This window comes from Pseudomonas sp. NPDC047961 (genome assembly GCF_050272435.1).
Lineage (GTDB): Bacteria > Pseudomonadota > Gammaproteobacteria > Pseudomonadales > Pseudomonadaceae > Stutzerimonas.
The window spans coordinates 347,982-367,312 of record NZ_JBNNMD010000003.1 but is presented as its reverse complement, the minus strand read 5'-3'; the positions used below and the strand labels follow the sequence as shown (position 1 = coordinate 367,312).

Here is a 19,331-nt window from a genome sequence, read left to right as displayed (position 1 = left end):
GGGGACCGGTCGTGGCCGGTCGGAAGTGTTTGGGCTTTTGGTTTGCACGCAAAAGCGGGTGTTTTGTTGGGGGAGGGTGGTGGTGCCCTGCGCCCTTTGTGTTCTGTATCAAGGTCGGGGTTTGGGCCCGGCCTTTGTGTTGTCTAGTGGGCTGCCCCTCACCCTAGCCCTCTCCCCGGGGAGGCGAGGGGACTGGATCAGGGCTGGCCTCTGGCTATTGCACTAACTCGGATCGGGAGTTGGCGGATAGTGGATCGCGAGCAAGCTCGCTCCTACGAAAAGCTAATCAACAGCAGACGCAGCGGTGGCTCGGTGTAAGCGGTTTCCAGAGCGAGGCAGCGCTAGGCGCCTGGCAGGTCGGAGCCCCTGAGCGTACGCATGTACGTGATGGGGGCCGGCCTGCCGGGCAACAACGCGCGGTCCGCTCTGGGGACCGCGACTTTCTACTACTTACTGGCAGGCTTCGCAGTCTGGTTCATCAATCGCGCACGCTTTTGGAACCGGTGCTGGGCCGGCGGCCATTTCTGGCGCTGGTGCAGCTTTCGCCGGAGCAGGGCTGGCGCTGCCGTTGCCACCGCTGGACACGGCGTTGAGCTTGCCGGTGTTGACGGTGGACTTCTCGGTGCTGGTCGCGGCCAGTGCACGGAGGTAGTAGGTGGTTTTCAGGCCACGGAACCAGGCCATGCGGTAGGTCACGTCCAGCTTCTTGCCGCTGGCGCCGGCGATGTAGAGGTTCAGCGACTGGGCCTGGTCGATCCACTTCTGGCGGCGGCTGGCGGCGTCGACGATCCACTTGGTTTCCACTTCGAAGGCGGTTGCGTAGAGGTCTTTCAACTCCTGCGGGATGCGCTCGATCTGCTGCACGGAACCGTCGTAGTACTTGAGGTCGTTGATCATGACCGCGTCCCACAGGCCACGCGCCTTGAGGTCGCGAACCAGGTAGGGGTTGATCACGGTGAATTCGCCCGAGAGGTTCGATTTCACGTACAGGTTCTGGTAGGTCGGCTCGATGGACTGCGACACGCCGGTGATGTTGGCGATGGTCGCGGTCGGTGCGATCGCCATAATGTTCGAGTTACGGATGCCATTCTTGACGCGGGCACGCACCGGGGCCCAGTCCAGGGACTCGGTCAGGTCGACGTCGATGTACTTCTGGCCACGCGCTTCGATGAGGATCTGCTGCGAATCCAGCGGCAGGATGCCCTGGCTCCACAACGAACCCTGGAAGGTTTCGTAGGCGCCGCGCTCGTCGGCCAGGTCACAGGAGGCCTGAATGGCGTAGTAGCTGACCGCTTCCATGGACTTGTCGGCGAAGTCGATGGCGGCATCGGAGCCGTAAGGGATGTGCTGCAGGTACAGCGCATCTTGGAAGCCCATGATGCCCAGGCCCACCGGGCGGTGCTTGAGGTTGGAGTTGCGCGCCTGCGGCACCGAGTAATAGTTGATGTCGATGACGTTATCGAGCATCCGCACGGCGGTGCGCACGGTGCGCTCCAGCTTGGCGGTGTCCAGCTTGCCGTCGACGATGTGGCGCGGCAGGTTGATCGAGCCCAGGTTGCAGACGGCGATCTCGTCCTTGTTGGTGTTCAGCGTGATCTCGGTGCAGAGGTTGGAGCTGTGCACCACGCCGACGTGCTGCTGCGGGCTGCGCAGGTTGCACGGGTCCTTGAAGGTCAGCCATGGGTGGCCGGTTTCGAACAGCATGGAGAGCATCTTGCGCCACAGGTCTTTGGCCTGCAGGGTCTTGTAGTTCTTGATCTTGCCGTATTCGATCAGGGCTTCGTAGTACTCGTAGCGCTCCTCGAAGGCCTTGCCGGTGAGGTCGTGCAGGTCGGGTACTTCGCTTGGCGAGAACAGGGTCCACTTGCCGTCGTCGAAGACGCGCTTCATGAACAGGTCCGGAATCCAGTTGGCAGTGTTCATGTCGTGGGTGCGGCGACGGTCGTCACCGGTGTTCTTGCGCAGTTCGAGGAATTCCTCGATGTCCAGGTGCCAGGTTTCCAGGTAGGCGCAGACCGCGCCCTTGCGCTTGCCGCCCTGGTTGACCGCAACGGCGGTGTCGTTGACCACTTTCAGGAAGGGCACGACGCCCTGGGATTTGCCGTTGGTGCCCTTGATGTAGGCGCCCAGTGCGCGCACCGGGGTCCAGTCGTTGCCCAGGCCGCCGGCGAACTTGGAGAGCAGGGCGTTATCGCGGATGGCGTCGTAGATTCCGCCCAGGTCGTCCGGCACGGTGGTCAGGTAGCACGAGGACAGCTGCGGACGCAGGGTGCCGGCGTTGAACAGGGTCGGCGTGGAGGCCATGTAGTCGAAGGACGACAGCAGGTTGTAGAACTCGATGGCACGGGCTTCGCGGTTTTCTTCCTCGATGGCCAGGCCCATGGCGACGCGCATGAAGAAGATCTGCGGCAGCTCGAAACGCACGCCATCCTTGTGGATGAAGTAACGGTCGTAGAGGGTCTGCAGGCCGAGGTAGGTGAACTGCTGGTCCTGCTCGTGGTTGATCGCGGCGCCCAGCTTGGCCAGGTCGTATTCCTTCAGGCGCGGGTCGAGCAGCTCGAACTGCACACCTTTGGCCACATAAGCGGGAAGCGCCTTGGCGTAGAGGTCAGCCATTTCGTGATGGGTGGCGGACTCGGCGACTTCCAGAAAGCTCAGGGCTTCGGCGCGCAGGGTGTCCATCAAGAGGCGGGCGGTGACGTAGGAGTAGTTCGGCTCACGCTCGACCAGGGTCCGGGCGGTCATCACCAGGGCGGTGTTGACGTCGGTCTGCTCGACACCGTCGTAGAGGTTCTTCAGGGTTTCTTTCTGGATCAGCGAGCCATCGACTTCTTCGAGGCCTTCGCAGGCTTCGGTGATGATGGTGTTCAGGCGGCCCAGGTCCAGCGGCGCCATGCTGCCGTCGGCACGCTTGATGCGGATGCTCGGATGCGCGTCGACCGGTGCGTCGACTGCGCCGCGCTTGCGCTCCTGGCTACGGGATTCGCGATAGATCACGTAGTCGCGGGCGACTTTCTGCTCGCCGGAACGCATCAGGGCCAATTCGACCTGGTCCTGGATTTCTTCGATATGGATAGTGCCGCCGGAGGGCATGCGGCGCTTGAAGGTGGCGGTGACCTGTTCGGTCAGGCGCGCGACGGTGTCATGGATGCGCGACGAGGCGGAGGCGCTGTTGCCTTCCACTGCGAGAAACGCCTTGGTGATGGCGACGGTGATCTTGTCATCGGTGTAAGGGACGACTGTACCGTTGCGCTTGATCACGCGCAGCTGGCCCGGCGCGGTGGCGGCCAGGTCCAGCGTGCTGTCGTTGGCGTGCGGGTTCTCGCGAATGGACTCGTTCTGCATGGGGTCTCCGGATTCTCTCTGTCTCGGTAGCACGTTAGGTGTCGGGCTCGCTTCGTGGGCGGCCCTGATCTGTATTGCGTGTCTCGTATTGCATGAACCATGCCCCGGCGAACCGGCCCATGGGTGACTCAAAACTGGAAACGATCCGGCACCTGAGGTGGCGAATCGAATGTGCCGAAGCATAGTCAGGCGTTGTGAAGATCACAACCTCAAAACACAACATGTAGTGTGACGCGCTTGGCGCATACGCTACTGCTGGACTTGAGCGAAATCAACGTTGGGCTGCGCAGGATCGCGGTCTGTGGCGACGATCTATCGCGCCCGTGCGGACGCGGGCCGGGTAAAAATCAGAGCGAATTTATTTTGCTTGCTTTTTTCGGCGTTTGTGTCTGTTTGGCTTTCGACACCCAACATATGGGGTAAAAGGCGCCTGGAGCGACACGATAGTGGCGGTTCAGACACAGCGCAAGGCGCTCGAAATGAACAACCTGTGGATAAGATGTGGGTGAGCTGTGCGCGATCAGGGCGCAGCCCGCGCCGTTTCGGGGCTGCACGATGTTCAGATGAAATGCGTGCTCGCCAGCGCTTTCGGATGCCCGGCGGCGTTCAAGCGAAAACACTATATGTGGTGTTTTGTCAAAGACGGATTTATTGCGTTTTGCAGCCCGCAAGGCTTGATTTTGACGGAGCGGGCAGACGTGATGGCCTTTTGCTTAGCGCCGGACCGGGCGCAGCGATGTGCCAGTCCTGCGAAGCGGTCCTCACCGGGCGCAACTTCCCTCGTTTCTTCCAAGCCGTGCGCCAAGCGGAGCATGTCAACCGCTGCCATCTGGCTATGCGCTGGCGCTACAATGCCGGCCGGTGTCTCGGGAGGGCGCGTGGTGGATCAAGAGTCTTGGAACATCCTGATTGTCGAAGATGACCAGCGGTTGGCCGAGCTGACCCGTGAGTATCTTGAAAGTAACGGCATGCAGGTCTCCATTGAGGCGGACGGCGCCCAGGCGGCCGAACGCATCATTAATGAGCGTCCCGATCTGGTGGTGCTCGACCTGATGCTGCCCGGCGAAGATGGGCTGTCTATCTGTCGCAAGGTGCGCGATCGCTATGACGGGCCGATCCTGATGCTCACCGCGCGCGCCGACGATCTCGATCAGGTGCTCGGCCTGGAAATCGGTGCTGACGACTACGTTTGCAAGCCCGTGCGGCCGCGGTTGTTGCTGGCGCGCATCCGGGCCTTGCTGCGGCGGCGTGAAGGGGCAGAGGCACCATCAGCTGTGGGTGGGAAACGCGTCCAGTACGGCCCATTGGTGGTCGACAACGCGTTGCGCGAGGCCTGGTTGCGCGGGGAGGGCATCGAGCTGACCGGCGCGGAGTTCGACCTGCTGTGGCTGCTGACCTCCAACCCGGGACGGATCATGTCCCGCGAACAGATCTTCTCTGAACTGCGCGGCATCGAATATGACGGGCAGGACCGTTCCATCGATGTGCGTATCTCACGCATCCGCCCGAAGATTGGTGACGACCCCGATCACCCGCGCCTGATCAAGACAGTGCGGGGCAAGGGCTACCTGTTCGTCTCCGAAGCGGCTGAAGCGCTGCAGTGAATTCGATCTTCCTGCGCATCTACGGCGGCATGCTCGCCGTGCTGGTGCTGGTGGGGTTGCTGGGCGCCGGTGGTCTGCATCTGCTCAATCAGGTCCGGGCCGATCAGCATCGCGAGGCGCTGGCGGCCGGTACCTTTCGCCTGATGGCGCACAACATGAGCAGCATGACGCCCATCGAGCGGCGCCAGGCGGCGAACCTCTGGGGGCGGCTGCTGGGCATACCGCTGCGCGTGCGAACCCTGGAGGACATCAGGCTCGAGAGCGGCCTGGAAACGCGACTGTTGCGCGGTCAGGTTCTGGTGGAGCAGATCCGCCCTGGCAGCGTGACGATCTATTCCCTGGTCAGTGCTGAAGACCGTCTGGCGCTGACCGGCGAGGTCGAGCAGCTCAGCGAGCAGCTGGCACGCGCCACCATCTATCTGCTGATCGACGAGCTGATTCGCTACCCCGAAGCCGAACAACCCCAGCGCCTGGCCGAACTGAAGGCGGCGCGCGGTTTCGGCTACCCGCTGGAGCTGCTGACCCGCGACAGCGCCAGTCTCGATGATGATCAGCGGCGCCGGCTGGATGAAGGGGACACGGTGATGGCGCTGGTCAACGGCGGCGAGGCCATCCGGGTGTTCGCAGCAATTGCCGGAACCCCCTGGATCATGTCGCTGGGGCCGCTGCGTCAGCTCAATCCCTATCCGCCCGAGCTGCTGATTTTGATCGGTGTGCTGGGTCTGTCGCTGATCGGGCTGACCGTGTATCTGCTGGTGCGCCAGCTGGAGCGGCGTCTGCGAAGCGTCGAGCGCGCTGCCACGCGCATCGCGACCGGCCAGCTGGAAGCGCGCGTGCCGGATGCCGGCACCGATTCGGTGGGGCGATTGGCCAAGGCCTTCAATGGCATGGCGAGCCATCTGCAGCGCTTGCTCGCGGTGCAGCGGGAGATGGTCAGCGCGGTAGCCCATGAGCTGCGAACGCCAGTCGCCCGGTTGCGTTTCGGCCTGGAGATGGCCGGCTCGGCGCAGACGCCGGAAGCACGCCACCGCTATCTGGAAGACATGGACGGCGACATCGACGATCTGGATCGACTGGTGGACGAGATGCTGGTCTACACGCGCCTCGAGCGAGGGTCGCCGGAGCTGACGTTCCAATCGGTCGATTTGAGCGCGCTGGTCGATCAGGTGATCGGGGAACTGGCACCGTTGCGCCCGGCGGTGTTGGTCGAGCGCGGGCCCTGTAAACCGGCATTGGACGGGAGCAGCGTGGTCGATGCCGAGCCACACTATATGCGCCGCGCCTTGAGCAATCTGATCAGCAACGCCATGCGCCACGCCGAAACGCGGGTTGAAGTCAGCTTCGTCATCGATGCTGACCGGGCGAAGCTGGTGGTCGACGATGACGGCCCAGGCGTACCCGAGGAAGCGTGGGAGAAGGTCTTTGCACCTTTCCTGCGCCTGGATGACAGCCGCACCCGTGCTTCCGGCGGGCATGGTTTGGGCCTGTCCATCGTCCGGCGGATTACCTACTGGCACGGCGGCCGGTCGCAGATTGGGCACAGCGAGCTCGGCGGCGCGCGTTTCACTCTGGTCTGGCCGCGCAAGCGGGTGAAGTAGCCGTTGGGATCGGCCCCTTGCGCTTACTGAAAGGTCGTTGGGTTACCCGCACTGGGCTGAGTAAACATTAGCCTCCCGAGTCGGATTGAGGCGACTCGCGATGGGTTTGCGCTTGGCTGTGAAGATCAGGCCGGAATGCTTACAAGACTTAGCAGGTAGTCATCGAATTGGACGAACTGGCCGTCCAGCTCAGCGCCGGTCTTCCAGTCTCCGGATAAATCAGTAAGCAGGCGCAGGCGGGCGTAGCCGCTGCTGTCGTGATGAATCAGTTCGGCTTCCTGAAAATAGAAGCGCTTGTTCACCAGCGGGTAGAGCGCCTTGAACAGGCTTTCTTTGAGGGAGAAGGTCAGGGTGACGCGCAGGGCGCGCTGGGTGTCGTCGAGAGCGGCGTAACCTTCCAATTCGTATGGGGTGAGGATTTCAGCGACCAGGCGGTCGGCCCGTGTGGTGGGGATCTGCTTCTCTACATCCAGCCCGATGCCGCGCCACTGCTCGCGCCGCGCCACTGCGGCCGCAGCCCAGCCGGCGCCATGGGTGATCGAACCGACCACTCCGGCAGGCCAACAGGGCGAGCGGTCTTCGTTTACAGCCGGAACGCACGGTGTGCCGGTCGCTCGGCGCAAGGCTTCGCAAGCGCATAGACGGCCGGCGAGAAATTCGGTCTGGCGTTTGCTCACCGCCGTCATGCCTGGCACGCCGCAGCGGGTGAAATCCTCGGGGTCGAGCAGGGCCGGGTCGAAGCGGGTGCTGATCAACTGCACGCCGGGCAAGGCGAGCGGCAGCGGCCAGTGATCGCTCAGGGGCGAGCAGCAGGCCGGGTGATAAAGGGTAGAAGTCATGGGCGTTAGTTTGCCTCAGGGCCGGGCCCGGCGCAGTCCCGGCGGTGCACTTCCCCTGTAAATGGGACTGTTAGCGAGCAAGCTCGCACCGATGCGGGCCAGGTTAACGCCACACGTTTAGGTAGGAGCGTGCCTGCTCGCGAACCAGGACACATCGACGGGTAATCATTCATCAAGCCCCCTCGGGCCGCGCAAGGATTTTCGGCGCCGCTTCGATGATCTGGCGGGACAGGCTTTCCATGCGCGGCGACTGCACCTTCCAGGTGTGCCAGTACAGTGAGATGTCAAGCGGCGCGTCCACGGCCAGGTCGACCACGATGCCCTCGGCCAGTGCATCCTGCAGCAACGGCTGCGGCACCATGCCATAGCCCAGCCCGTAGCGGATCGCATTGAAGCGTGGCTCGGCGCCAGGCACGTAGTGGCAAGGGTAGGCGCCCTCGGGCAGGCCCAGCTGCCGCAGTAGGAACGAAGAGGTGAGGCGGTCCTTGCTGGTGTAGGCGATCACTGGCGCCTTGCGCGCGGCATTGCGGTTCAGGCCGTTGGGAAAGTACTGCTGCCGAAAGGCGGCGGACGCCACCAAGCGATAGCGCATGCTCCCCAGCGGGCTGGCCGTACAGCCGCGCATGGGCTTGGGTTCGGTGCTAATACAGCCGATGGCAAGGCCGGTTTCCAGCAGGCGGTAGGTGTGGTCCTGATCTTCGACGGTGAGGTCCAATAGTACGCGCTCCTTGATCAGCACCTCGGCTAGAGCTGGAAAGAACCAGGTACCAAGACTGTCGGCATTGAGTGCCGCGACGACCACCAGCGGGGCATCGCTACGTTCGGCAAGCTCTGCCATCAGATCCGCTTCCAGCAGCGTGGCGCGCTTGAGGTATTGCATCAGCCGCTGACCGGTTTCTGTGGGGCGGCAAGGCCGGCTACGTACAACCAGCGCGCTGCCCAAGGTACTTTCCAAGGCGCGCACCCGCTGCGATATCGCAGGCGGTGTCAGATGCAGGCGCAGGGCCGCTTGCTCGAAACTGCCCGTCTTGATCACGGTGCGGAAGGCTTCGGTCTGCTTGGGGTCGAGAATCAAGAGCTGCAACTCAGATTAAGTAAATATTGGTATAGCCTAAATTTACTTAGCCACACCGATTAAACAGGAGTGTGCCCCATAATTGCGCGCCTTTCAGCTTTATGCCCCTTGGAGTCGCGCCGTGACCCTGTTACACATCATCTACCTTGTTGCCATTACGGCTGAAGCCATGTCTGGCGCCATCATGGGCATGCGCCGCGGCATGGATCTGTTCGGTATCTGCATGCTCGGCACGGTGACGGCGCTGGGCGGCGGCACGGCGCGCGATGTGCTGCTGGGGCATTACCCGATCGGCTGGATCGCCCACCCCGAGTACCTTGGTTTCACCGTGGGCGCGGCGATCATCACGGCGATGGTTGCGCGGCACATGCATCACCTGCGGCAGGTGTTTCTGCTGGTCGACGGGCTCGGCCTGGTGGCCTTTACCGTGATCGGTTGCGGCGTGGCGATGGATATGGGCGTGCACCTTTCGATCGTCGTGCTGGCTGGGGTCATCACCGGCGTGTTTGGCGGGCTGCTGCGCGACATTCTCTGCAACCGGGTGCCGATGGTGTTGCGGCGCGAGCTCTATGCCACGGTGGCGCTGTTCACTGGCGTGCTCTACGTAACGCTGCTCTGGCTCGGGATCGACACCTCCATCGCCTCGCTGGCCACGCTCTGTGCGGGCTTCCTGTTCCGGGTGCTGGCGATGACCTTCCAGTGGCAGCTGCCGCACTTCCAGGAGCGCGACATCCGCGGGCTGGACTGAGTCCGCTACGCCAGGCGCCCAATCGGAACACGCCTGGTTCTGCCTGACACGCGTTTGTCTTGCAACGCAGATTCCCGCCGTTCGAGCCGCTACACTAGCGCACTGGCCACCAGGGGAATGGAACCGTGCTGAAAGACCTAGGAATAAAGAGTCGGGTGCTGGTGCTGATCTTGTTGCCCAGCACGGTGCTAGCCGTGGCGCTGGGCATCTACTTCACCTGGATGCAGCTGTCGGAGATGCGCCATCAGCTCGATGCGCGCGGCCAGCTGATCGCCGAGCAGTTGGCCCCGTTGGCGGCGCCGGCCATGGCGCAGGGCTACGGCAAGCGGCTGCAGCGTATTCTCAATCAGGTGCTGGATCAGCCTGACGTGCGTGCGGTGTCCATCCTCGATGCCGAGCGCAATCTGCAGGCCCATGCCGGGCCAAACATGATCACCCCGTCGCCGCCAACCGATCCCGAAGCGCTGACTCAGGTCAGCAGCGTCGACACCACGCGCATCCTCCTGCCGGTGCTTGGCAAGCATCTGAATCTCGCCGAAGACAATCCCGACAACGACCTCCGCCTGATTGGCTGGCTGGAATTGGAGCTGTCGCACCAAGGCACGCTGCTGCGCGGTTACCGCAGCCTGTTTGCCAGCCTGTTGCTGATTGGCGCAGGGCTGATCATTACTGCGCTGCTGGCGCTGCGCATGAGTACGGCAATCAGCAAGCCGCTGCACAGGGTCAAGGTGGCCGTGGCGCAGCTCAAGGACGGTCACCTGGAAACTCGTTTGCCAGCGCTCGGCAGCCATGAAATGGACGAAGTGGCGGCAGGCATCAACCGTATGGCCGAAGCCTTGCTGGCCGCTCGTGAAGAATTGCAACAGAGCATCGACCAGGCCACCGAAGACGTGCAGCAGAACCTCGAGACCATCGAGATCCAGAACATCGAGCTGGACCTGGCGCGTAAGGAAGCGCTGGAGGCCAGTCGGATCAAGTCCGAGTTCCTGGCCAACATGAGCCACGAAATCCGCACGCCGCTCAACGGCATCCTCGGCTTTACCCATCTGCTGCAGAAAAGCGACCTGACGCCACGCCAGCAGGACTACTTGTCGACCATCGAAAAATCCGCTGACAGCCTGCTCGGGATCATCAATGAGATCCTCGACTTCTCGAAGATCGAGGCTGGCAAGCTGGTCCTCGACAACATCCCGTTCAATTTGCGCGATTTGATCGAGGACACCCTGACCATCCTCGGCCCTGCGGCGCACCAGAAGCATCTGGAGCTGGTTAGCCTGGTCTATCGCGACACGCCGCTGTCGCTGGTCGGCGATCCGCTGCGGCTCAAGCAGGTCCTGACCAACCTGGTCAGCAACGCCATCAAGTTCACCAATGAAGGCACCGTCATCGTCCGTGCGATGGTCGAGGATGAACGCTCCGACCGTGCGCAGTTGCGCATCAGCGTGCAGGACACCGGCATCGGTCTGACCGATCAGGACTTGCGTGCCTTGTTCCAGGCGTTCAGCCAGGCGGACAATTCGCTGTCGCGCCAACCCGGCGGTACCGGCCTCGGGCTGGTGATTTCCAAGCGGCTGATCGAGCAGATGGGCGGGGAAATCGGGGTCGACAGCATTCCTGAAGAGGGCTCCGAATTCTGGATCAGCCTGAGCCTGCCCAAAGCGCGTGACGATATCGAGGATCTGCCGCGCGCAGCGCTGCTCGGGCGCAAGGTCGGCTTGCTTGAACAGCATCCGCTGACACGTCAGGCCCTGCAGCATCAGCTGGAAAGCTGCGGCATGGAGGTGTTGCCGTTCGACAGTCTGGATCAGCTGCAGGCGGCGGTGTTCGAGGCGCATACCAGCGATAAACCGATCGAAATAGCCGTGCTCGGCGTGACTCATCGAGAAATCGCACCGCAACAGCTATGCCTGCGGCTGTGGGAGTTCGAAGGGCTGGGCTGCAAATGCATCGTGCTTTGCCCGACCAGCGAGCAGGCGCAGTATCACGAGGCATTGCCTGAATCGCACACCCATGCCCAGCTGCAAAGCAAGCCGGCCTGTACGCGCAAGTTGCAGCGAGTGCTGCTTGATCTGCTGCGCCCGCCACAGACCATGATCGAGAACGTCGCAGTGCCGGAAACCCGACCGCCACGTGTGCTGTGCGTCGATGACAACCCTGCCAACCTGCTGCTGCTGGAAACCTTGCTGACCGATATGGGCGGTGAAGTCGAAGCGGTAAGCAGCGGTGCCGAAGCATTGGAGGCGGTCAAGCACAAGCCCTTCGATCTGGTGTTCATGGACGTGCAGATGCCTGGCATGGACGGGCGCCAGACCACCGAGGCGATTCGTCGCTGGGAGGACGACAGCGCACAGCCACCCATGCCGATCGTCGCGCTCACCGCTCACGCGTTGTCCAACGAAAAGCGCTCGCTCTTGCAAAGCGGGCTCGACGATTACCTGACCAAGCCGATCAGCGAGCGGCAGCTGGCTCAGGTGATCTTGAAGTGGACCGGCCTACCGCTGGCGCGCAGCTTTGTCGCAGCCCCCCTCGAGACACAGACGCCGGAAAACAACCTCAAAGTGCTCGATGCGGAAGAGGGATTGCGCCTGGCCGCCGGCAAAGCCGATCTGGCCGCGGACATGCTGAGCATGCTGCTGGCCTCGCTGGAGGATGATCGCCAGGTGATCCGCGAAACGCGTCTGGCCAATGACCGGCAGGCCACCATCGACCGTGTGCACCGTTTGCACGGCGCTACCCGCTATTGCGGTGTCCCGCAGCTGCGGGCGGCCTGCGAACGCAGCGAAACATTGCTCAAGCAGAATCACCCGAGCGCGGCCCAGGCACTGGATGAGCTGGACAGCGCCATTGAGCGGCTGGAGATCGAGGCGCGCGTGGTCTAGCGCAGAAGTCGTCCCTGAGTGCACTACCCGAAGAGGCTCCTCCGGCGGTGACGTCCATCACGCACTCGAACGTGTAGGTTTCGCCCCGCGGCGACTGCCAGCCGCAGGGCTGCCTGACGGCTGGCAGTCGCCGAGGCGTTACTCGCCCATCACCACACCTTCGCGGCGCGGGTCGGCACCGCCGAACCAGCCACTGTCGGTGCGTTGAATAGCTTGAAGTCCACTGGTCATTTCCGTCTCGTTGACCTCATGGCCGCGTACTTTCAGCGCCTGTACCGTGCTCGCTGGAAAGCGTCCTGCTTCGAGCACCGTCGGGCCGTTGAAGCTGCCGAAGTTGGGCAGGTCGATTGCCCGTTGCGCATCCAGACCCCAGTCATACATGCCCAGCAGGGTCTTCGCGGTGAAGTGGATGATCGACGCGCCGCCAGGGGAACCGAGGCTCGCCAGAAACTGCTCGCCGGTGACGTCGAATACCAGCGTCGGGCTCATGCTCGAGCGTGGGCGCTTGTTCGGCTCGACCCGGTTGGCCACCTGCCGACCAAAAGCGTCGTAGGGTTCGAAGGAAAAGTCGGTGAGTTCGTTGTTCAGCAGGTAGCCACCGGGGAGGCCGGTGCCGCCATCGTTGAGCAGACGTGAGCCGAAGGCTTGCTCGATGGTTGTGGTCATCGCCAACGCGTTGCCCTCGGCGTCGACGATGCTGATATGGCTGGTGCCGTATTCCGGTTGTGCCGCCTGCGGGGCGAACACGATCGGCATTTCGCCGGGTTCGCCCGCCTCGGCAGTGCCCATGCTGCGTGGGCCGATCAGTGCAGCGCGCTGCTTGAGGTAACTCGGTGCAAGCATGCTGTTCCAGGTGCGGCCCGGTACCGGCACGAAATCCGGGTCAGCCAGGTATTTGGCGCGGTCGGCATACGCCAGTCGTGAAGCCTCGGTATAGCGGTGCAGGAATTCGACAGAAGGCACGCCCTGATCGAGCGGCTGCACCGTTGGCAGCTGTTCCAGCATGCCAAGGATCTGCATCTGCGTAATGTGCCCCGACGACGGCGGCGGGAAACCGCAGACCTGATAGCGCTTCTGCCAGAGCGTGCAGATCGCGTCCCGCTCGCGCGGCTGGTATCCCTCGAGATCGTTCAGGCTGATGCGGCCTGGGTTGGTCGGGTGAGTGTTCACCTGCAGGACCAGCGAGCGGGCGTTAGCGCCGGTGTAGAACGCCTCGCTGCCGCGTTCGGCGATGTCCTTGAGCAGCGCAGCGAGAGCTGGATTGCGCAAGCGATGGCCGACCGGCAGAGGCTCGCCATCGTCCTGGTAGTAGAACGCCGCGGCGCGCGGGTCCTTGCGCAGGGCCGGATCGCTGACCAGCAGGCCATGCAAGCGTGGGCTGACTTCGAAACCGTTTTCAGCAAGTTCGATAGCTGGTTGGAACAAGGCTTTCCAAGGCAAGTTGCCGTACTGGTCGTGCGCGCGCTCAAGCATCCTCACCACGCCTGGCACACCCACCGAACGACCACCGACGACGGCGTCGAGAAATGCCATCGGCTTGCCGTCGGCACTCAGGAACAGTCGTTCGTCGACCGCTGCCGGTGCGGTCTCTCGGCCATCCAGTGCTGCGATGTGTTCGCCATCCCAATGCAACAGAAAGGCACCGCCGCCAAGCCCGCTGGATTGCGGCTCGACCAGGCTCAACACCATCTGTACCGCCACGGCGGCGTCCATTGCGCTGCCGCCAGCCTTGAGCATTTCGTAGCCGGCTTCGGTCGCCAGCGGGTTGGCAGCGGCAACGGCAAAGCGCTGCAGGGCCCAGCCCGGCTTGGTCGAGTAGCCGCTGGACGCTTCCGGGGCGGGTGGGATTTCGCTGGATGGGCCGTCCGGTTGGGTGCAGGCGGTGAGGCTGAACAACAGAATCGAGGGAACCAGGGCGGCTCGTCCGACATGCATGGGATGTTCCTTGTCTGGGCGGAAGGAAAAAGATGTAGCTGTTTACAGGGCTAGTTCACTGACCCCGGTTTGCCAAGCCTGATCGCTGCGGTTGGTAATATCTTCGTACATTCGTTGTGCTGAGCCGTTCGTCTGCCTGCTTCGCCGAACGGGTGTGGCGTGTGGCGCATCGGCAGCGGATTCGTGACCCCCGCCAGACCGACACGAGGGTAGCGCGGTCTGCCCGTGGCCGATGGTTGCCGCTATCATGTGCGCCTCTCAAAGGCTGTGCGGTCCATCGAAGCCATGACAATTCAGTACCCGACCATTGCCGATTGTGTCGGCAACACGCCCCTGGTTCGCCTGCAGCGTCTGCCCGGCGAAACCAGCAACACCATCCTGGTGAAACTCGAAGGCAACAACCCGGCCGGCTCGGTCAAAGACCGTCCCGCGTTGTCGATGATCGCGCGGGCCGAAGCGCGGGGCGACATCAAGCCCGGTGACACGCTGATCGAAGCCACGTCCGGCAACACCGGCATCGCCCTGGCCATGGCTGCGGCGATCAAGGGCTACAGGTTCATCCTGATCATGCCGGACAACTCCAGCGCCGAGCGCAAAGCGGCCATGACGGCCTATGGCGCCGAGCTGATTCTGGTGAGCAAGGAAGAGGGCATGGAAGGCGCTCGCGACCTGGCGGTGAAAATGGCTGCCGAAGGGCGCGGCAAGGTGCTCGATCAGTTCGCCAACGGCGACAATCCTGAGGCCCACTTCACCAGTACCGGACCGGAACTGTGGCAGCAGACTCAGGGCAGCATCACCCATTTCGTCAGTTCGATGGGCACCACCGGCACCATCATGGGTGTCTCTCGCTACCTCAAGCAGCAGAATCCGGACATCCAGATCGTCGGTCTGCAGCCCATGGAAGGTGCAGCGATCCCCGGCATCCGCCGCTGGCCGCAGGAGTATCTGCCTAAGATCTACCAGGCGGAACGCGTCGACCGAATCGTCGATATGGCGCAGGACGAGGCCGAGCACGTCATGCGCCGCCTGGCTCGCGAGGAAGGCATCTTTTGCGGCGTGTCGTCAGGTGGGTCAGTGGCGGCGGCGCTGCGTCTGTCCAAGGAAGTCGAGAATGCGGTGATCGTTGCGATCATCTGTGACCGCGGCGATCGCTACCTGTCGACAGGCGTCTATGACCAGCCCAATTGATCCTATCGTGCCGGTTGAAGGCGGTATTTGCTGATGGCCAAACGCAGTGGTGGCTTGCGCTTCCAGCCTAGCGGTGGCGAGAAGAAGCCTCAGGTTCCGACCGGCAAGAAGCAGCGGCTGAGCATTGAGCGGCTGGCGAACGATGGTCGCGGCATCGCCTTTCTCGATAACCGCACCTGGTTCGTTGATGGGGCCTTGCCCGAGGAAGACGTCGAGGCGCGCGTACTGAACGCCCGCAGCCAGATCGTCGAAGCCCGTACCGAGCGGGTGCTGGCTGCCAGCGACCGGCGGCGTGCCGAGCCGTGCCCGCATGCGCGGGTTTGCGGAGGCTGCAACCTGCAGCACCTGAGCGCGGCCGATCAACTCGAACTGAAACAGCGCAGCCTCGCCGAGCAATTGTCCCGGGTGGCCTCGATCGAGCCGCAGCAATGGGCGGCGCCGCTCAGTGGCCCCGAGTTCGGCTATCGCCGGCGCGCACGGTTGGCAGTGCGCTGGGACCACAAGGCGCGGCGGCTCGACGTCGGTTTCCGCGCCAGTGCCAGCCAGGACATTGTCGCCATTCGCGAATGTCAGGTGCTGGTACAACCCTTGCAGACGCTGTTGCCGGCTTTACTGGCCGTGTTGCACGCATTGGACAAGCCGCAAGTGATCGGGCATCTGGAGATGTTCAGCGGGACGGCCGAGGCGGTGCTGGTGCGCCATACCGCTGCGCTGGGGTCGGGCGATCTACAACGTTTGGTCGACTTCGCGAATGAGCAGAACGCGCAGCTCTGGCTGCAAGGCGAGGGTCCGGCGCAGCCATTGGACCCCGCGTACAGGTTGGGCTACCGCTTGCCGGCATGGGATCTGGAATTGGCCTGGCGACCAGGCGACTTTGTCCAGGTGAACGCGCCGGTCAACGAGGCAATGGTGGCGCAGGCCCTTGAATGGCTGGCACCGGAAGCGGGCGAGCGGGTGCTCGACCTGTTCTGCGGGCTGGGCAACTTCAGCTTGCCGCTGGCTCGAAAGGGTGCAGAAGTGGTGGCCATCGAAGGTATTGGCGAGATGGTCGAGCGCGCGCGCACCAATGCGGAGCAAAACGGCCTTCAGAGTGCGCACTTTTATCAGGCGGACCTGTCGAACCCGCTTATCGAGGCGCAGTGGGCCAAGGGCGGCTTCGCGGCGGTGCTGCTCGATCCGCCGCGTGATGGTGCGTTGGAAATTGTGCGGCAGATGGCGACTTTAGGCGCACGGCGCGTGGTCTATGTTTCGTGCAATCCTGCAACGCTGGCGCGCGATGCCGCTGAGTTGGTCGGGCAGGGCTATGAATTGAAGCAAGCAGGCGTGCTGGACATGTTTCCGCAAACCGCGCACGTCGAGGCCATGGCACTCTTCGAGCGGCCAGCGTAGTTCAGTTTTTTTGACAGGCGATCGGCCTGTGGTTCAACCGACCGGCTCCGAGAAAGCCGGCGTATTCGACGCAGATGATGCGTAGAGGGAAGGTATTAGATGGTCCAGGTCAGAGCGCTTCAGCCGATCAACACCGACGGCAGCATCAACCTCGATGGCTGGCTCGATCATGTGCTGGGGATGGACCCGGCACTCGACCGCGACGCACTCAAGCAGGCCTGCGAGTTCGCCCGAGCGGCGGAGCAGCAGGCGAACGCGGCAAAGAACCTCTGGAGTGAAGGCACCTCCAGTTACCAGATTGGGCTGGAAATCGCAGAGATTCTCGCCGACCTCAAGCTTGATCAGGACAGCCTGGTCGCGGCCGTCATCTACCGCGGCGTGCGCGAAGGCAAGATCCAGCTGGCCGAGGTGCACCAGCACTTCGGCCCGGTGGTGGCCAAGCTGATCGAGGGTGTGCTGCGCATGGCGGCCATCAGCGACAGCCTCAACCCGCGCGAGTCGCTGGTGCTGGGCACACAAACCCAAGTGGAAAACCTGCGCAAGATGCTGGTGGCGATGGTCGACGACGTGCGCGTCGCGCTGATCAAACTGGCCGAGCGAACCTGCGCCATCCGTGCGGTAAAGAACGCCGATGACGACAAGCGCCACCGCGTTGCGCGGGAAGTGTTCGATATCTATGCACCGCTGGCCCATCGCCTGGGCATCGGTCACATCAAGTGGGAGCTGGAGGACCTGTCCTTCCGCTACCTTGAGCCTGAACAGTACAAGCAGATCGCTCAGTTGCTGCATGAGCGCCGGCTGGATCGTGAGCAGTACATCCAGAACGTGGTCCAGCAGCTCAAGGACGAACTGACCGCCACCGGGATTCACCCCGAAATCGACGGGCGTGCCAAGCACATCTATTCGATCTGGCGAAAGATGCAGAAGAAAGGCCTGCAATTCAGCCAGATCTACGACGTTCGCGCCGTTCGCGTGCTGGTGCCCGAGGTTCGCGATTGCTACACCGCGCTCGGCATCGTGCATACCTTGTGGCGGCACATTCCCAAAGAGTTCGACGATTACATCGCCAACCCCAAGGAAAACGGCTATCGCTCGCTGCATACCGCAGTGCTTGGGCCGGAGGGCAAGGTGCTGGAAGTGCAGATCCGCACCCAGGCCATGCACGAAGAAGCCGAGCTGGGCGTTTGCGCGCACTGGCGTTACAAGGGCACCGACGTCAAGAGCACCTCGAACCACTACGAGGAAAAGATCTCCTGGCTGCGTCAGGTGCTCGAATGGCATGAAGAGCTGGGTGATATTGGTGGTCTGGCCGATCAGCTGCGCGTCGACATCGAACCCGATCGCGTCTACGTATTCACCCCGGACGGCCATGCCATCGATCTACCCAAGGGCGCCACACCGCTGGACTTCGCCTACCGCGTGCACACCGAGATCGGCCACAACTGCCGGGGTGCCAAGGTCAATGGGCGCATCGTGCCGCTCAATTACAGCCTGCAGACTGGCGAGCAGGTCGAGATCATCACCAGCAAGCACGGCTCGCCGAGCCGCGACTGGCTGAACCCCAACCTGGGTTACATCACCACCTCGCGCTCGCGGGCGAAGATCGTCCACTGGTTCAAGCTGCAGGCCCGAGACCAGAACGTCGCGGCCGGCAAGGCGTTGCTGGAACGCGAGCTGGGTCGCCTCGATCTGCCGCCGGTGGACTTCGACAAACTGGCGGAAAAAGCCAACCTGAAGACCGCCGAAGACATGTTCGCCGCATTGGGTGCCGGCGACCTGCGTCTGGCGCAGTTGGTCAATCATGCCCAGCAGCTGGTGGAACCGGATAGCCATAGCGACGATCAGCTTGAGCTGATCCCGAAGCGCCCCACCAGCACCAAACCGGGCAAGCGCGGCGACGTGCAGATCCAGGGTGTCGGCAATCTGCTCACGCAAATGGCGGGCTGCTGCCAGCCGCTGCCGGGCGATCCGATTGTCGGTTACATCACCCTCGGGCGCGGTGTCAGCATCCACCGCCAGGATTGCGCTTCGGTGTTGCAGCTGTCCGGACGTGAGCCGGAGCGGATCATTCAGGTCAGCTGGGGGCCGATCCCCGAGAAGACCTATCCGGCAGACATCAGCATTCGTGCCTACGACCGTTCCGGCCTGCTGCGTGACGTTTCGCAGATCCTACTCAACGAGCGGATCAACGTACTGGCCGTCAACACCCGCTCGAACAAGGAAGACAGCACCGCGCAGATGACACTGACCATTGAGATACCTGGGCTGGATGCGCTGGGGCGACTACTCAGCCGAATCTCGCAGCTGCCCAATATCATCGAGGCGAAGCGCCAGCGTACCTCCTGACCTGCTCCGAGCTGCTGCGCTCGATCTGGCGTTGTTGAAGTCCAGCCGAAAAATGCTCATTGGCAAAAGCCAACTCCGCTTTTTCGGTTGGGCTTCGCCTAGCCAGCTCTTCGCTCGCGACGCTCGGGGCCGGACGCATGAATGAGGTGGTTCGATAGAATGTTTACCCTGAGGCCTGGACATGCTCAGTGGAGCAGCCAACTCCGTTTTTTCAGCAAGCTTGCGCCTTGTCTGGCCTTCGCTCGCGACGGTCAGGTCTGTTTTTGTTTGGTATCTGCTCCGAGCTGCTGCGCTCGATCTGACGTTGAAGCTCAACCGAAAAATGCTCATTGGCAACAGCCAACTCCGCTTTTTCGGTTGAGCTTCGCCTAGCCAGCTCTTTGCT

11 protein-coding genes are annotated in these 19,331 nt (G+C 62.8%); 7 read left to right on the top strand and 4 right to left on the bottom strand.

All coding sequences use genetic code 11. The annotated features are described in order from the left end of the window. Positions 1–450: 450 nt before the first annotated feature. The gene (locus tag ACQKIK_RS12490) at positions 451–3,345 is read right to left on the bottom strand and encodes a ribonucleoside-diphosphate reductase subunit alpha (RefSeq protein WP_499136162.1); all 2,895 of its coding nucleotides are present in this window, start codon (positions 3,343–3,345) and stop codon (positions 451–453) included. An 881-nt stretch (positions 3,346–4,226) separates the two neighbouring features. Here ACQKIK_RS12490 and ACQKIK_RS12485 point away from each other — a divergent pair. Together ACQKIK_RS12485 and ACQKIK_RS12480 are read left to right on the top strand one after the other, a co-directional pair. Then, a complete protein-coding gene (locus ACQKIK_RS12485; protein ID WP_045431681.1) occupies positions 4,227–4,949 on the top strand; it encodes a response regulator in 723 nt (240 codons plus the stop codon). Next, positions 4,946–6,547 (top strand): ATP-binding protein, encoded by a 1,602-nt coding sequence (locus ACQKIK_RS12480; protein ID WP_499136159.1) that lies wholly within the window; start codon positions 4,946–4,948, stop codon positions 6,545–6,547. Before ACQKIK_RS12485 ends, ACQKIK_RS12480 begins: the two co-directional genes overlap by 4 nt. Positions 6,548–6,672: 125 nt before the next feature. On the opposite strand, the gene ACQKIK_RS12475 is transcribed toward ACQKIK_RS12480, so the two are convergent. Together ACQKIK_RS12475 and ACQKIK_RS12470 are read right to left on the bottom strand one after the other, a co-directional pair. Next, positions 6,673–7,386 (bottom strand): 4'-phosphopantetheinyl transferase family protein, encoded by a 714-nt coding sequence (locus tag ACQKIK_RS12475; protein WP_499136157.1) that lies wholly within the window; start codon positions 7,384–7,386, stop codon positions 6,673–6,675. Positions 7,387–7,558: 172 nt separating this feature from the next. Next, positions 7,559–8,461 carry an HTH-type transcriptional regulator ArgP gene (locus ACQKIK_RS12470; RefSeq protein ID WP_499136156.1) on the bottom strand — a complete coding sequence of 301 codons (903 nt, stop codon included), beginning with the start codon at positions 8,459–8,461 and terminating at the stop codon, positions 7,559–7,561. A 121-nt stretch (positions 8,462–8,582) separates the two neighbouring features. On the opposite strand from ACQKIK_RS12470, the gene ACQKIK_RS12465 reads away from it, so the two are divergent. Both ACQKIK_RS12465 and ACQKIK_RS12460 read left to right on the top strand, forming a co-directional pair. Continuing rightward, positions 8,583–9,209 carry a trimeric intracellular cation channel family protein gene (locus ACQKIK_RS12465; RefSeq protein ID WP_499136155.1) on the top strand — a complete coding sequence of 209 codons (627 nt, stop codon included), beginning with the start codon at positions 8,583–8,585 and terminating at the stop codon, positions 9,207–9,209. 125 nt (positions 9,210–9,334) lie between these two features. Further along, positions 9,335–12,088 carry a response regulator gene (locus tag ACQKIK_RS12460; protein ID WP_177327074.1) on the top strand — a complete coding sequence of 918 codons (2,754 nt, stop codon included), beginning with the start codon at positions 9,335–9,337 and terminating at the stop codon, positions 12,086–12,088. 138 nt (positions 12,089–12,226) lie between these two features. Here the strand turns inward: ACQKIK_RS12460 and ACQKIK_RS12455 are convergent, their stop codons facing one another. Next, positions 12,227–14,023, bottom strand: coding sequence for a gamma-glutamyltransferase family protein (locus ACQKIK_RS12455; protein WP_499136154.1), 1,797 nt, complete (start codon positions 14,021–14,023; stop codon positions 12,227–12,229). 285 nt (positions 14,024–14,308) lie between these two features. Here ACQKIK_RS12455 and cysM point away from each other — a divergent pair, with 285 nt between their 5' ends. The 3 genes from cysM (at position 14,309) to relA (ending at position 18,946) form a co-directional block, all read left to right on the top strand. Continuing rightward, positions 14,309–15,211 (top strand): cysteine synthase CysM, encoded by a 903-nt coding sequence (gene cysM, locus ACQKIK_RS12450; RefSeq protein WP_045431684.1) that lies wholly within the window; start codon positions 14,309–14,311, stop codon positions 15,209–15,211. Between the two features lie 33 nt (positions 15,212–15,244). Further along, positions 15,245–16,600 carry a 23S rRNA (uracil(1939)-C(5))-methyltransferase RlmD gene (gene rlmD / locus ACQKIK_RS12445; RefSeq protein ID WP_499136153.1) on the top strand — a complete coding sequence of 452 codons (1,356 nt, stop codon included), beginning with the start codon at positions 15,245–15,247 and terminating at the stop codon, positions 16,598–16,600. 99 nt (positions 16,601–16,699) lie between these two features. Continuing rightward, on the top strand, positions 16,700–18,946 hold the full coding sequence (relA, locus tag ACQKIK_RS12440) for a GTP diphosphokinase (RefSeq protein WP_499136152.1): 2,247 nt from the start codon (positions 16,700–16,702) through the stop codon (positions 18,944–18,946). The last annotated feature ends 385 nt before the right edge of the window (positions 18,947–19,331 follow it).

Excerpts from the sequence above, each read along its gene's own strand:
- ACQKIK_RS12490 (WP_499136162.1), bottom strand. The coding sequence starts at position 3,345 with ATGCAGAACGAGTCCATTCGCGAGAACCCGCACGCCAACGACAGCACG.
- ACQKIK_RS12475 (WP_499136157.1), bottom strand. The coding sequence starts at position 7,386 with ATGACTTCTACCCTTTATCACCCGGCCTGCTGCTCGCCCCTGAGCGAT.
- ACQKIK_RS12455 (WP_499136154.1), bottom strand. The coding sequence starts at position 14,023 with ATGCATGTCGGACGAGCCGCCCTGGTTCCCTCGATTCTGTTGTTCAGC.
- cysM (WP_045431684.1), top strand. The coding sequence starts at position 14,309 with ATGACAATTCAGTACCCGACCATTGCCGATTGTGTCGGCAACACGCCC.
- rlmD (WP_499136153.1), top strand. The coding sequence starts at position 15,245 with ATGGCCAAACGCAGTGGTGGCTTGCGCTTCCAGCCTAGCGGTGGCGAG.
- relA (WP_499136152.1), top strand. The coding sequence starts at position 16,700 with ATGGTCCAGGTCAGAGCGCTTCAGCCGATCAACACCGACGGCAGCATC.